At 32.8% G+C, this 14,405-nt stretch carries 10 protein-coding genes; 2 read left to right on the top strand and 8 right to left on the bottom strand.

The window, feature by feature from the left end:
• Positions 1-166 precede the first annotated feature (166 nt).
• The 8 genes from GWR14_RS00625 to GWR14_RS00590 all read right to left on the bottom strand — a co-directional run bounded on the left by GWR14_RS00625 (position 167) and on the right by GWR14_RS00590 (position 11,717).
• Positions 167-2,077, bottom strand: coding sequence for a tetratricopeptide repeat protein (locus GWR14_RS00625; RefSeq protein ID WP_163407014.1), 1,911 nt, complete (start codon positions 2,075-2,077; stop codon positions 167-169).
• Positions 2,078-2,122: 45 nt separating this feature from the next.
• The gene (locus GWR14_RS00620) at positions 2,123-2,584 is read right to left on the bottom strand and encodes a hypothetical protein (RefSeq protein WP_163407013.1); all 462 of its coding nucleotides are present in this window, start codon (positions 2,582-2,584) and stop codon (positions 2,123-2,125) included.
• Between the two features lie 125 nt (positions 2,585-2,709).
• The gene (locus GWR14_RS00615; protein ID WP_163407012.1) at positions 2,710-3,870 is read right to left on the bottom strand and encodes a hypothetical protein; all 1,161 of its coding nucleotides are present in this window, start codon (positions 3,868-3,870) and stop codon (positions 2,710-2,712) included.
• Position 3,871: 1 nt separating this feature from the next.
• Complete coding sequence (locus GWR14_RS00610; RefSeq protein WP_163407011.1) at positions 3,872-5,044, bottom strand: hypothetical protein; 1,173 nt, start codon at positions 5,042-5,044, stop codon at positions 3,872-3,874.
• The gene (locus tag GWR14_RS00605) at positions 5,041-6,246 is read right to left on the bottom strand and encodes a hypothetical protein (RefSeq protein WP_163407010.1); all 1,206 of its coding nucleotides are present in this window, start codon (positions 6,244-6,246) and stop codon (positions 5,041-5,043) included. Before GWR14_RS00605 ends, GWR14_RS00610 begins: the two co-directional genes overlap by 4 nt.
• Positions 6,247-6,260: 14 nt before the next feature.
• Entirely contained in the window at positions 6,261-6,611 is a 351-nt protein-coding gene (locus GWR14_RS00600) for a T9SS type A sorting domain-containing protein (protein WP_163407009.1), read from the bottom strand.
• A 180-nt stretch (positions 6,612-6,791) separates the two neighbouring features.
• Positions 6,792-9,386, bottom strand: coding sequence for a T9SS type A sorting domain-containing protein (locus GWR14_RS00595; protein WP_163407008.1), 2,595 nt, complete (start codon positions 9,384-9,386; stop codon positions 6,792-6,794).
• A gap of 141 nt (positions 9,387-9,527) precedes the next feature.
• The gene (locus tag GWR14_RS00590; protein WP_163407007.1) at positions 9,528-11,717 is read right to left on the bottom strand and encodes a glutamine synthetase III family protein; all 2,190 of its coding nucleotides are present in this window, start codon (positions 11,715-11,717) and stop codon (positions 9,528-9,530) included.
• Positions 11,718-12,144: 427 nt separating this feature from the next.
• Here GWR14_RS00590 and GWR14_RS00585 point away from each other — a divergent pair, with 427 nt between their 5' ends.
• Entirely contained in the window at positions 12,145-13,161 is a 1,017-nt protein-coding gene (locus GWR14_RS00585) for a glutamine synthetase beta-grasp domain-containing protein (protein WP_163407006.1), read from the top strand.
• A 233-nt stretch (positions 13,162-13,394) separates the two neighbouring features.
• Positions 13,395-14,357, top strand: a complete 963-nt coding sequence (locus tag GWR14_RS00580) for a TerC family protein (RefSeq protein ID WP_163407005.1) — start codon at positions 13,395-13,397, stop codon at positions 14,355-14,357.
• Positions 14,358-14,405: the final 48 nt, after the last annotated feature.

Raw genomic sequence — 14,405 nt, 5'->3', positions numbered from 1 at the left:
CTTTTCATCACTATTTAATCAGGAGGTTGATCGTATAGTCATTTCGGGTATTCTTAAGAGACATTCCGGTTTTAAAGGCTATTTCTGGCTTCATCATATTTTTATATTTGAAATCAAATGTATTGTTATTGATTTTTCCGGGAATCACTATTTATGGTGATTTTTCTCATAAATAGTGAATGCCTTTACTTTCTAAAATCGCATTTAAAGTTGATGATTCATGCCCTAATTCCTTAGATTTTTCTGCTGCCTGCAGTGCCTTTTTGGGATTATTGAGTTTGCAATATATTTCAGCCAGATTACAGACATACATTCCGTCTTTCGGGTTACTCAGAATAGCCTTTTCAAAATAAGACAGGGATTCATCATAACGGGACTGCTGGTCATATAAACAGCCGTAATTGTTGTACATATGTGCCAGTGCAGCCGGCTCATGTTGCGTCTTAGCTATAAAATAATCTTTTTTGGCAAAACAGGCTTCAAATCCTTCCTTGTACCATAATATTCTGACTTCCAAAAAATAAGCAAAACCATACTTTGGATCTATCGTTTTAATGGTATTACATTTTTCCTGTGCCAGATCATACTTTTTATCAAATACCAGGTCCCAGCCCTCTTTGTACAGAGTTCTTTTTTGTTGATCTTCGTCTATATCGAGCAAATGATCTTCCATATCTTGTTTTCGGTCCTTTTTAATTTCAATCTTCCAGTCGTTAAATAATAAGGATTTATCGTTGACCTGAATTCTGAATTTCAAATCTGTTTTGGATAAGTTTTCAAAAACAAGGTCAAACTTTACTGAAGTTTCTTCATCTCTGTCTGCTAATTGTAATATGGAATGATATAATTTCCGGGTATTAATGTGTAACATCAGCCAATTGTACAAATAATTTCCCCTGTACACAATTCCAAGTTTTTTAGGCAGGAATCTCAATGCCGTAATTTCCAATTCAACTAACTCACTTTTATATTCATTAAACGCAACATCAAAAACATCCAGATAATTATTTCCTTTAAGTCCTGATATATTAATGTTCCAGGAAATCTTTTTGTTTTGTATTAAAAATCGCTCTTCAATTCCATTAGAGGATTTAATTTTTTCTATCAACCCCGAAAAAACGACCGGATCATTATAATATTCATGTGAATTACGATGTAATTTTATTTTTTCATTTCGAAATTCTTCTGTAACATCATTTGGAATACCGGAAGGAAGATCTATTAAAATAATATCCTCATTAAAAAGACGAATTCCGCCATTGGCAAGAATATGCAGATTGAGTCTTTTGGTTTTCTTACCTCTTAAAACAGCCGAAACATTGGTAGGATATTTTTCCTGTTCAATAACCAGTTTATCAAAAGGAAAAGGCAATTCGAGATCATAATATTTATCTTCGATAATAGAATACCAGGACATAAAAAGAAAATCTGTATTAAATGGCATGTGAATCATACTGCTAAAAATATCTTTTTCTAAATAATAAATCCTGTCACTTTCATTCATTTTGTTCAGTTCCTTTTCTGAATAAAAACAAAGAGGTTTTTCTAGCTTAATGTCAGACATTGTACGCTTCGAAGTATTAGCAAACTGAATAACGTCTATATATGTAAGCAGTTCCCTGTCATGATGAATTTTTAATGAAACTTTTAAATAATTATCTGCCATTGATTTCTCTTCGATATAATAACGGCCATATAGAAAAGCGTAATACAGAAAGGGAATCCCTACCAAAACAGAAAGCCATAACTGAAAATAAAGTTTATTGAACACACCTGTTTTTTGGTAAACAACCAATGTGTAAACACCATAATCAACAAATAAAAATAAACCCGAAATAAGGACAACACCTATTAAAAAATCAAAAGTTATGGCTGTACTTGATTTTCCAAAATAATACAAGTAAAAATAGGCACACCAGGAAATAATCACATTAAAAATGACACCAATTGCAACACCAAAAAAATAGAGCAATCCGTAAGTAATACAAGCTGCAAATACTATTACTGCTACCGGAAAAGCAAGGTCACCGCCAAAATAAACTTCTTCTGTTTTTTTATAAGAACTGTAATTTTTCATCGTTTATTTATTTTCGAAAAAAATATCTAAAGAAATTGCTACTGTTTAGTACAATTTATTTTTATGTATTGGTTTATCAATGATTTTTACAAAATGAAAATTATCTACATAAGCAAAATATAATTTTTCAACTAAATTAAACTTCTCCTGATTTTTATCAATAACAGAATTAATAATGTTTATTACCTTATGGTCTCCAAATTCAAGTTTTTCAGGCCAATTAGGATAGAACGCTGAAAGATTAATCTCAAAACTACTTGAATCAATCTCTTCTAACACATCTTCTATATAACCACTATCACAATTATAAACTGCCTTTTTTAAAGCTTCTTCAAAGTTTCCATTGTCGAAAATCAAACTGCCATAAATATTCAGAAAAGGGACTGTTTCCATCTTTTCATCAATAGAAGTATCAATGTAAACAAAAATGATTGTTGGGTTGTCTTCATGGGACACAATCTCTAATAATGTCTTTTCTATTTGTTTAACTATAAGCAATTCGCTCATAAAATTTCATTCATTTAAATTTTAAAAAATCATTTAACTCGTATTGCCTTTAAAATATTTTTATCTCGAATTACTCTGTATTATTTTATTATATAGTTTCGATAGCCTCTAAAATTCTATTTTTTTTACAAGTTATCATCATCAGTTTCATAAACAACCTCCTCAACTGCCTGTTTTTGTCTTGCCCGTTTTACAAAAACATTATCATTCTCTGCTCCAAGCGCTCTTTGTGTTGGAGTTAAATTTCCGTTAAGCCAGATCATTCTTTCGGTTTGATTCTCAGGAACAAAATTATTCTGCAGTCTTTGGATTGCTTCCTCATAAATCTCTCCAATTACAGGATTTTGGTTTTCTTTCTGTTTTTCGATAAATAAGGGTAAAGCCTCTTTGCATCCTAAATCGGTTAAAGCAAAAACAGCGAATATAGGATTGCTGTTTTTTTCTATATCTTGCAGATATAATAATGGCTCCTCAGTATTTTTTTCTAAAAACCATTTTGCATATAAAGTTTGTTTCACAAAGACATTTTCCTGATAATACTTACCAGTCTTTGTAATAGCATTATTTATAACACTGATATCAAATACTGTTTGAAAATATGTTAACTGAATTGCAATAAAACCGGAAGTCTGATTTGTTTCATAACTTCTTTTCTCTTTACTGCTGAACTTATAAATTTCAAAAACCAGATCAGCAAATTGCTCCCGGTCTTCTTCCTTAAAAGAGGAAATCGCCTGAACCAGTTCTAATAATGTTGAACCATCAGGATCTTTATTTGCTTTTTCGCCATATTCTATTTTTTCTTTTGCATAGGTTTTGGCATATTTAAAAGCGGTATTAAAAAATACAACAACATCTTGTTTGAACTTTGGATTATAATAAGCCTTCACAAGTGCAAAAAGAGATTGTCCGTTTACATATATCCCCTGATGAAACAAAAAACTTTCGCCTTTCAAAAAATCAGTAGCATATTCTAAAACCTTTTGAAATGCTTCTTCATTATCCATCGAAATCATTATATCATATTGCCTGTCAAGATAATAATCGGCAATTTCTATAATTTCTATTCTTAGTTTTTTACTTCTTGTAACATGGTAATCCTGCAAAGCCTTGTTTAAGTAAATCTCTTTTAGCTGATCTGTAACCAGTTTAAATTTGTAATAATCATCTGTGTAATCAATGTAGTTGTACGTTCTTATTTTATCTATTATCACTTTGTATTCAGCAGGATGTTTCGCTGCAAATTCTTTTGTTTCTTTCTCTATTTTGAGTTGAAATTTTTTCATACTACTGTTCTGCTAATTTTAAAATGGACTCTTTTATTGATTCTAAAGTCTGTCCCACTTTTTGAGAAATGATTTTAGAATCTTCGTACTGTGTATATTTATATTTATGATTTTGATCTTTCTCTATCAAAAATCCTCTCACCGGATTTCCTTTTTCGTCCAGATACAGAACTGCATTAGTATCAATACGTTTATCTAATTCAAGAACAAGTGAATAATCATTAGTTCCTTTATCAGAAAAATAAGGAACCGGCTGGTTGTTCATCATTAAAAAAATTCTCGAAATCAGATTTGCATTAGGACCATACGCTTCGTTGTATAATTCTTTATTGGTTTGCAGATTGCAATTCTGAGACCTTAAAACTGTATTGTCATTGAAGAAAAAATAGGATAAAAAACCTGCCAAGGGCTCTGTTTTTGGTGTTACATCTGAATAACTGAAACTATATTTTGTAATCAGTTTATTCTCGACTTCATAAAGTATATTTCCGTTGTTTGAATCCTGAAATTCAACTGTGACACTTCTAAACTTGTTGTCTATTGCCTCATCTTCAACATTTGGCAAACTTTCTTTATAAATGGTATAACCTTTTGGCAAAAACTTAAGCTTAAACAGTTCGGCATAATTTACTGCCATAACCCAGAAATCTACATTTGTAATTTTGCCATCTTTATAATATTCTGAAGCTAAAAGATTTGCGTCATCTAAACGGAATTGTTCTTTATGTACCAATCCGTTTTGGGGTTTATCATTTTTATAAGTGGTTTTAGTGAATTTTAAATTAAATTCCTGTCCCTCATAATTGATCAAATCCAGTAGTGAACAAGTGTAACGGGCAGAAAACATTCCGTTTTCATAATAGTCTATCAGCGGAATTTCAAGTGAGTTTCTGTAAACAAAATAGCCTTCAAAAGGATTTCCTTCTCTATATTTTCCGACCAATTCTCTTTTACCTTCCAGAAAATAACGGTAATTTGTTTCTTCAATTAGTTTTCCTTCATTGTACAAATGTTTGTATTCTGTCTTTCCATCGAAAGAAGTATGGACCAATTCACCGTGTCGTTGTCCAGTATTGTTTAATTTTTCCTGATCGTATTCGTATTCCATATTTTTATTTTGAGCGTTACCAATGATATTTCCAAAAAGTAAAAAGAGTAAGATGAGATTCTTCATTTTAAATCGGTATTAAAAACATTGTTTATTTTGACAGACCAGATATAGCCGTTATTCCGGTCACGAAAATGATCTGTATTTCCAATAATGATGATTTCGTTTAAATCTTCAAGTCTTTCACTTTGTGGAAAAATTTCTTTAATCTGCAAATAACGATTATGGAATTCCGGTACATCCTGAATCGTTAAATCTAAACCTGTCTTACTAAAATTGAGATATTTTATATTTTGCTGCCACATTCCTTCTAAAAAGTGATTAAAAAGCATAAATATGCCAGTGCCATGCCCTATTTCCAGAGTTTCTCCTATTAATAGACAATTATTATCATTACCCGGAATCAGGTTATGAATTTTATAAATCTCAGGGTAATTAAAAAGTATATTTTTAAAAGACAAAATCGTTCCTCCTGCTGATATCCTGCCAAAAAATGGCTCTGCTGAGTTCGTATAATCTGTCCCTGAAAACCAGACACCATCCCGAACTGTTTTACCATTTTGAATTTTAAAAAATGGTACCATTTTATGAATTGGCTGTAAATTTTCAGCACCATAATGTCCGAGACCCTGATTCCAGATTAAGACATCATCATTATCATATTTAGAAATACCATAATCTTCAAGTACATAATAATTTTCAGGATTTGAATCTGAATCCCGGATATGAAGCACAATTCTTTTAGGATTTGACTGATCTATATCTTCATCAATAAAACCCGAATCACCTATCGTTACTTTGCTTTGCCATTGCACCGGTACATAATCATCATGGCTTCCACACGGAATACATTGGTGCCAGCTTCCACTAATTAAAAACGAATCGTCCTGGTCTCTTTGTATAGTGTGAATTTCTGTAGCATATCCTTTGTCAAACAATTGAGAAGTTATAATTGTATTCTCCTTAAATAAAACTAATGCAGCACCCGAATACAAACTTGAAAAATTACTCATCAAATAAATATTCTCGTTCAGATTATAAATACAATTCCATTTTAAGTTTTTGGAAATTTTATATTTATCATTAATCCTTAAAGTATGTCTATCAAATACAAAAATCTGTTGGAGTAAAGATTTATATGCTTCAGTATTCCAAATATTTAATAAAAGAAAAAGATTATTCCCCAAAGCACTGATCCCGGCAATCTCAACACGATGGACATCCTTTAATTTTTCTTTTAAATTTATTGAGCTGATTAATATGTCCAATTTTGTTACCAATTCTAATTAAGGACAATTTTTCGACGGGCTGTTTTATTATCCTTTTCGAGAACAATAAAATAAACCCCTTGTGAGAATTGAGACAAATCAATTATATGATTTTCTTTATTGGTTAAAATCACAATTGTTTTTTGCAATTTTCCCAATACATCATAAACGAAAACCTTATCCAGAACTGCATTTTTTATATTCAAACAATTAGTTGCGTTTTGATTTACTACAGTTTCCTTAAAAATTAAATCCTCTGTTTCTGGCACATTACTTTGTAAATCTGCAAGCAAACCTTTTTTGATCTGTTGTCCATAATTACAGACACTAAAAACAAGACAAAAAATGAGTAAAATATTTTTCATAAAATAGAATTTATTGAGAGAAACTAAGCTTAAGGTATTTTAAGTCATACTAAGCAAATTTAATTTTTACTAAAGCGGAAGGAATCACTATAAATAATGATTTTATGATTTAGTAAAAAAAAAAACAGGCTATCTAAATAATTTATAGATAGCCTGTTTTAAAGTAAACATGAATATTAGTTAGTCTTTAATCAGTTTCGACACATAGGTATTTTTATCACTTATTACTTTGACAAAATAAAGCCCCTGAGTTAAGCCTGATACATTGATTTTTTCAGCACTGTTCTGAGAAGCAAAAGATTGTTTTTTAACTACTTTACCCGCTGAATCTGAAATTATCACTTCTGAAATTTCCTCGTTCAAAGCAGAAACAGTTAATTCATTTGCTACAGGATTAGGATACAACTGAACATTCTCTTCGATATTTTTCTCCAGATCATCTGTAGTAGAAGAATCAGTTTTTCCCGGTTTTAATCCATTTAGAATAGCATCAATAATTTCTGCTTTTTGCTCTTCTGTAATACCGCCTGTATTTGCTGATTTAGAAGTCGTATTAAAGGTTAACTGGTAAGTAAAATCACTATCATAACAATCACATTCCGGTGTGTACATTCCAATGATATACAATTTATTATTTGCAAAAGTATAACCAGGGAAAGTCGTAGTCAGATCCCATGTTGTTGGTGATGAAGTTCCTGCAAAAGGAGGCAGATTACTTCCTGTATTATTTCCATGGGCAAAAGTACTCCAGTTAATCACAACAGAAGGATAAGAAGTTACCTCGGCTACATACCAGTGGTATTTTCTGCAATTTCCTTTAATACTGTCGTCTGTTGTTGCTATACTATTCACTGATGCAATAATTGCATTGTTCGTTCCATTGTGCTGCACCGTAATCGCAAGTCCGGCATCACCTAAAGCACCTACATAAATATCGTCAATGGCTAAGTCATTTCCGTCACCGTTACCTGTTTCGTCAAGATAAATACGAACAGTTTCACTAGTACCTGTTGCCGTAAAAACTAAATCGATATTTTGCCAGTCACAGGCATTAGTTGTTGCTACATTTACTGTAAACACCGTCGAAGTAGTCGTTCCTGCTTCTATTCTAACTTTTGGAAGAATATCAAAAGTACATTGCTTCATATTTTTGAAATTAGCACAAAAACGATAGTTTACTCCTCTTGTCAATCCTGTTATTGTTTGCTCCCAAATCACAGAAGAACCTGATTGCTGAGTTTTTCCATTAACTGTTAAATAATTCGTATTTGAAGCATACGCAACAAGATCTGCGCAAAACGAATGATCGGTTACTGTTGCTCCAAAAGCTGCTGCAGTATTCGTTACGTTATATTGTCCAGGATATGTGGATACATCTAAGGTATAAGTACTTGTAAACCCTGAATTTCCTGCCTCAAAATTACCATTCACAACCAAATTCTCAGAATCACAACAATAGGCGCCTAAATTATTTATACAAAAACAGATGTCATTATCAAAACCTGATGTTTGACCATATTGAACCCCTAAAACAGGATTTGCAGAATACTGAACAACGGTTTGTATGTTTCCGTTTAAATCAACCAAATTAAAAGTGAGTTTTGCCACTACATCATAACAAGTTCCCGGTGTCTGATTTGGAAAATCAGTTGCAGCTACATCAACTGTATAATTAGTACCTGAAACCGTTGAGGCCGAAATACTATTTAACAAATTTCCGTTCTGATAAATTTCAAAACTAATCTGAACATTGGTTGCTGCTGCAGGAACGGTAAATGTTCCATTAAAAGTTTGTTTCGGATTTATACAATCGTGCCCTTTTAAATCTAAATCAATAACTCCTTCTGAAGTATTTTTACAAGTTGTACATGTATCGTCAATATAAGTATATCCATTATGACCTCCCGCAGAACAATCTGAGTTAATAAACATAATTACAACTTCTCTTCCAATATGGCTTGATAAGTCCAGATAAGCACAGCGCCAGTCTCTGTAATACTTCACTCCTTCACCAGGAGAATTAGTTGCACTTATAAAAGGATTTGACGGAGCTGCAATATCTACCATTTTATCTACCGTTACTCCTGACATATCTACCGCTTCTGCAATAAAAAAGACTTCTGAACCGTTTGCGCTTCCGTTTGGGTTTGAGTGACTTTTATCCATCACCATGGCATATTGAAAATAGTATTTTGCATTTGCAGCAGTTACCACAAAACGTTTGGCAATACCTTCTGCTCCATAACCCGGCTGATCATTTCCTAAACGAATTGATTGTGTCCCTGTGGAGCCCGGTGCTGTTTTAGACATTGAAAAAGAAGGAGTCGATGCTAATAAAAGAGCATCTGTTCCTGCTGTTTCAATTGAAGTGAAATTTTGCCCGTAGGCTATACCTGTAAAAGGCAATGCCGAAACACCGGGATTTACTGTCAAGCCATTTTCAATCGGAAGTGTTGTAATTCCGTGTTTAAGGCTCAGACCTGTCCAACCACTGTAACCGCTTTCAAATCCGGGATTTGCACAAGGATTTTTAGACGGTTTTATATTTTGCAAAATAGACTGGATTTGTGTAGAAGATTTAACTGATGGTTCAGATTGATTTTTAATAAATTCTTCAATATTCTTCGCTTTAACTTCTTTAGTCCAACTTACATCATATTCATAATGCAATCTGACATTTCTGACCGTTATTAATGTGTCCTGATATTTTTGTGCAAAAACAGACCCTGACATTAAAATGAGTACTACCGTAATTAGATGTACAATTGTTTTCATAGTAAAGTATTTTGAGGTTAATAAAGTTGTATATACACCTCTATATCAAATTATACTTACAATTGTTACCCTTTAAACTTTAGAAATAAAAAAATGCCTCTCCAAAAAAGTGGAAAGGCATTTTAATAATATCAAAAAAAATTATTTCGTAAGCAGGAGTTCTCTGTATTTAGTCAGCGTCCAGCTTTCATCATCTACCAATAATTCGAGTTTATCACAATGATTACGGATATCTTCAAAATAAGGTTTGACTTTATTACAATAGGCTTCAGCCATTTTTTGAGCATCTGTTAAATGATTTGCTGTTCTTCTTTCGTTAGTCATCGCTTCCACTTTTGAATTGATTCCTTCTATATGACCAGAGATTTCTTTAATCAAAACAATTTGCTCTTTTGCAATGGTTTCAAATTCTTTTCCAAAAATTTCTTTTAAACCTTTTACATTTTCAATTAAGGTGTTTTGATAACGAATAGCCGTTGGAATAACATGATTTCTTGAAATATCACCTAAAACCCTGCCTTCAATCTGGATTTTTTTAGTGTATTCTTCTAATTCTATTTCGTAACGTGCTTCTGCTTCTACGTGATTTAGAATTCCTAATTCAGAAAACAAATCCAATGCTTTTTTAGAAACTTTGGCCTTAATTGCTTCAGGAGTAGTTTTAAAGTTACTTAAACCTCTTTTTGCTGCTTCTTTTTCCCATGCATCACTGTAACCGTCACCTTCAAAAAGGATTTTTTTAGACTCTTTTATATATTCTCTTAAAACATTAAAAATAGCTTCGTCTTTTTTCAACCCTTTGGTATCAATCAAAGTATCCACTTCAATTTTAAAATCTTTCAATTGTTTCGCTACAATCGCATTCAAAGTAGTCATTGCATTGGAACAATTTGAATTTGAACCTACTGCTCTAAACTCGAATTTATTTCCTGTAAAAGCAAAAGGAGACGTTCTGTTTCTGTCGGTATTATCCAAAAGAACATCCGGAATTTTACCCACAACATTCAGTTTTAAATCGGTCTTTTCTTCAGGAGATAATTTTCCGGTAGTTACGCTTTCCAATTCAGTTAAAACTTTGGTTAACTGTTCTCCGATAAATACCGAAATAATAGCCGGAGGTGCTTCATTAGCTCCCAGCCTGTGGTCATTGCTCGCAGTTGCGATAGAAGCTCTCAATAAAGTTTCATTATCATTAACCGCTTTTATAGTATTAATAAAGAATGTTAGAAACTGTAGATTACTCATTGGTGTTTTACTAGGACTCAATAAGTTAACTCCTGTATCAGTCGCCAACGACCAGTTATTATGTTTTCCTGAACCGTTTACACCTTTAAAAGGTTTTTCGTGAAATAAAACTTTAAAATCATGGCGTTCAGCAACTTTTTGCATCACATCCATTAATAAGGAGTTATGGTCAACTGCAAGATTGGTTTCTTCAAAAATTGGAGCCAGCTCAAACTGATTTGGCGCTACCTCGTTATGACGTGTTTTTACAGGAATTCCTAACAACATGCATTCCTGCTCCAAATCTCTCATATAAGTTAAGGCACGAGTTGGAATAGATCCGAAATAATGATCATCTAATTGCTGACCTTTTGCAGAAGTATGTCCTAATAAAGTTCTTCCGGTCATCATCAAATCAGGACGTGAATTTGCCAAAGCTTTATCAATCAGGAAGTATTCCTGCTCCCAGCCCAATGTAGCTGTTACCTTTTTAACATTTTTATCAAAATACCTGCAGACTTCTGTAGCCGCTTCATCCATAGCCGATAAAGCTCTCAATAAAGGAATTTTATTATCTAATGCTTCACCCGTATAAGCAATAAATACAGTTGGGATGCATAAGGTCGTTCCGTAAATAAACGCCGGAGAAGTTGGATCCCATGCCGTGTATCCTCTCGCTTCAAATGTATTTCTGATACCGCCATTCGGAAAACTTGACGCATCTGGTTCCTGCTGTACTAATTGTGCACCACCAAATTTTTCTACAGGATCACTGCCATCATATGAAGTTTCAAAAAAGGCATCATGTTTTTCTGCTGTAGTTCCGGTAAGTGGCTGAAACCAGTGTGTATAATGCGTAACACCTTTAGCCAAAGCCCATTCCTTCATTCCCATAGCAATATAATCTGCCAGTTTTCTGTCTATTTTTGTTCCGTGTTGAATAGCATCCCTCACCCCTTTCAAAGCATCAGAAGTCAAATATTGCTTCATTGCTTTCTCATTAAAAACATTTGCTCCAAAAATGGTTGATTTTCTGTCGATTTCCTCAAAATTTACAGGTTTTCTTGATGAAGCTTCCTGTAAGGCCTGAAAACGTAATGTTGCCATGTATATAATTTTAAAATTCTTAATAGTTGTGATAAAAATAAAGAGGAACAAATATAAAGAATAAAAAAGCCTTTTTTAACTATAACTTCCAGATTTTTGAAAAGGATTATTTCAATAAAAGATTCATTTTTTAAAGAATTTCGAAACACTTTTAAAAAAATATAACAAAACATACGAATATTACTAAGGAAACAAACATTTTTTCATAATTAGGATAGAAATAAATTTAAAAAACCCACATCTTTATTACGAATTTATTTTTAAAACATTAAAAAATTGCTATTTTTTAAATATACCCCTTCGTAAATTGCGCTTATGTAAAAAATTATATCTATCTAAACAAAATACACCCCCTAATTTTCACGGCTTGAAAATTAAATCTATATTTGACCCAGCGAAAAAACAAAAAAAATTAATTTATATTATTATGGCTAAAATTAAGTTAGAGTACATTTGGTTAGATGGATATGAACCAACTCAAAATCTTAGAAGTAAAACTAAAGTTGAAGAGCACGAAAATTTCAAAGGAACATTAGAAGAACTTGGAAACTGGTCATTTGATGGTTCATCAACTAAACAAGCTGAAGGAGGATCTTCTGATTGTCTTTTGGTTCCTGTTGCAATTTATCCGGATCCAACTCGTATCAATGGATATTTAGTAATGTCAGAAGTTATGTATGCTGACGGAACTCCACACCCTTCTAACGGTAGAGCTACTATTGATGATGATAATGATGATTTTTGGTTTGGTTTCGAACAAGAGTATTTCATCATGGATACTAAAACTCAACTTCCACTTGGTTTCCCAGTTGGAGGATACCCTGCTCCACAAGGGATGTACTACTGTTCAGTAGGTGGAAAAAACACACACGGAAGAAAATTAGTTGAAGAGCATGCTGATTTATGTATCGCTGCCGGAATCAACTTCGAAGGAATCAACCAAGAGGTTGCTTGCGGACAATGGGAATTCCAATTATTCGCTAAAGGAGCTAAAAAAGCCGGAGATGAAATCTGGGTTGCTCGTTACCTATTAGACCGTTTGACTGAGAAATATGGTTACTATATTGAATATCACCCAAAACCTCTAGGAGATACAGACTGGAATGGTTCTGGAATGCACGCTAACTTCTCTAACACAGTTCTTAGAACATGTGGTTCTCAGGAAGTTTATGAGAAAATCTGTGAGGCTTTCCGTCCTGTTACAAAAGAGCACATCGCAGTTTACGGAGCTTACAACGAGCAACGTTTAACTGGTAAACACGAAACTGCTTCTATCAATGACTTCTCTTACGGAGTATCTGACAGAGGATGTTCAATCCGTATTCCTTTAATGACTGTTCAAAAAGGATGGAAAGGATGGTTGGAAGACAGAAGACCAGCTTCAAACGGAGACCCATACAAAATTGCTGCAAGAATTATCAAAACTGTTAACTCAGCACTATAATTCAAAGCTTAATTTATATTCTAAAAGTGCCATCGTAATTGATGGCACTTTTTTTATTTAATAAATTATGACCAACATTTACATTTTTCAGTTTGGATAAAACTACAAATCTTAACACCTCTCTGTCCTAAAAGTATAAATACTTCATTTCAAAAGAAATATTCTAATAAAATTAACTTTTAAGTTGAACTCCATAAGCTATCTTTGTATAAACACTTTAAAAACAAAGAATTATGATAGTCTGGACTTTATTTTTATTAGCTGTTATATTTATACTCGCTTTAGATCTAGGCGTTTTCAACAAAACACCACATATCATTAGTACCAAAGAAGCCAGCAAATGGACACTCATTTGGGTTACACTTTCTTTCCTTTTTTCAGGAGTTATTTATTGGCTTTACACTACAGATTATATTGCTAATCCAGATAAACTAAAACCTGCGGTTGCTTCCATGAAGTTTATTACCGGTTATCTGATTGAGCTTTCTTTAAGTGTTGACAATATTTTTGTAATCGCTATTATTTTTGCATCCTTTAAAATTCCGCAAAAATACCAGCACCGCGTTTTATTTTGGGGAATCCTTGGCGCAATCGTCTTCCGTGGATTAATGATTTTCTTTGGCGTGATGCTCATCAATAAATTTAGCTGGACTACTTATTTATTTGGCGGCTTCCTTATTTTTACAGCCATAAAAATGCTTTTTTCAAACGAAGGAGAAGATTTTCACCCCAAAGACTCTTTTATTTACAAAACATTAGGAAAAATTATCCCGATAACTTCTCACACAGATCATGAAAAATTTTTCATTCTGAACGAAAAAGGAAAAAAAGCAGCCACTCCTTTATTTGTAGCCCTTATAGTTATTGAATTTATGGATGTACTATTTGCTGTAGACAGTGTTCCTGCAATTCTGGCGATTACCTCTGACCCATTTTTGGTATTCAGCTCCAATATTTTTGCAATTCTGGGATTACGTTCTATGTACTTTTTCCTTGCAAATATGCTGGCAAAATTCAGTTATCTTGAATATAGCTTAGTTGCTATTTTGGCTTTTGTAGGATTAAAAATGATACTTCACGATTACATCCACCTTCCTGAATGGGCTTCATTAGGATTTATCGCTGTTTCACTCTTAGTTGGGATTCTGGTTTCTCTGAAATTTGGAAAAGAAAAAGAACTTACGGATTTAGAATAGATTAAAATCATAAATAAAAACTTTCAAAAATAAACATAACAAGTAGGA

The sequence above is a fragment of the Flavobacterium ajazii genome, assembly GCF_010614725.1.
In the GTDB taxonomy this organism is placed as follows: Bacteria; Bacteroidota; Bacteroidia; order Flavobacteriales; family Flavobacteriaceae; genus Flavobacterium; species Flavobacterium ajazii.
This window is presented reverse-complemented; position numbering and strand designations above follow the sequence as displayed.